General features: G+C 69.9%; 1 protein-coding gene and 1 pseudogene. Both read right to left on the reverse strand.

Going from position 1 to position 1,282, the window contains the following annotated elements; genetic code table 11:
• Window positions 1-593 (reverse strand): annotated as a pseudogene (locus HUW62_RS47285) (FrgA protein); the annotation flags it as partial.
• Between the two features lie 51 nt (window positions 594-644).
• Window positions 645-1,282 (reverse strand): RDD family protein (locus HUW62_RS47290; protein ID WP_176438193.1); only part of this gene is annotated, 638 nt, incomplete at its 5' end.

Genomic DNA, 1,282 nt, shown 5'->3' on the forward strand with positions numbered 1-1,282 from the left:
GGTCGGGCCTCGCTGACCAGGGGCTCCCTCGCCACGGAGCGCGCCAGTCGCTCCACCATCTCCACCGTGAGGGACGACTCATCGGGCGGAGGCGGCGGAGGAGGGGTAATCGGGAGCTGCTTCTCCGGGTCCAGCGCGGCGACGAGCTGGATGAAGCGCGGCGACAGGGGCTGGCGGTAGATGGTGGAGATCCACTCGCGGATCCTCACCTCGGCGGCCACCCACAGCTCCAGCGGCCGGCCCAGCAGGAAGCCGACCTCGTCCAGCTCCTTCTTCGGCACTGGATACGCGCAGGCGACGTGCAGCGTCTGCCCATCCAGCGAGAGCGGCACCACGCTGAGCCGCTCTGCGATTTTCGGGGGGATGAAGGAGGCGACCTCGGCGTTCGGCTCGAAGTCGACCAGGTTCACCGCCCGGAAGCCCGCGACGTCACCGAGCAACGCGAGCACATCCGTCTCGCTCGCGAGGCCCTGCTCCAGCAACACCGTGTCCAGGTGCCCGCCCTGCGCCTGCTGGTGTCGCAACAACTCTCCCGCCTTCTCCTGGGAAAGGAGCATGCGGGAGACGAGGAGTTGAGCGAGGCGGGCGGGCATGTAGGCGCGGCATCTTACGGCCGCGGCCGCAAGGCACAATGAAGCGGTGGGTCAGCTCGGTTGAACGACGAAGGTGGACGTCAGCTTGTCATGGAGCGTCTGTCCACGGCGATCAAACAGCGCCATCCAGAATCCACCGAGGAACAGGACGAAGGAGACGCTGGCGAGCAGCGCCCGCACGATGGCCCGACCCGGAGCGGGAGCCAGTCCGTGCGTGTCCACCAGGCGAAGTCCCAGGAGCAGCCGGCCCAGCGTGCGTCCGTTCCAGAGGAAGGCCGCCACGGCGCAGTACACGAGCGCCAGGATCAGCACCAGGAAAAAGCCCGGCAGCAGCACGGTGTGCAACGCCCGCAACCACGCGACGAAGCCGTCCAGACCCGACAGGCCCGCGGTGGGAGCCTTCATCCCCGTCACCGACGAGGCGAGGGTGATGTACAGCGCCGCCACGCCAGCGATGGCCGCCGTGTCGATGGAGAACGACAGCAGCCGGCGCCACAGCGACGCGGGGCGCGCGCTCACCTCGGTCACCCCCGGCTGGGCCGCGGCACGGACGGCCGACTGCGGACGGGGCTTCTCCGCGCGAGGAGGCGCGCTCGCCGCCATCACCGGGAGCCCGGGCAGGGTGTCCACGGACTCCAGGGGAGGAAGGTTGACGGGGGCCGCGGCGGGGGACTCCATCCGGGGAAGAC

The organism is Myxococcus sp. AM011 (assembly GCF_013372595.1).
GTDB lineage: Bacteria > Myxococcota > Myxococcia > Myxococcales > Myxococcaceae > Myxococcus > Myxococcus eversor.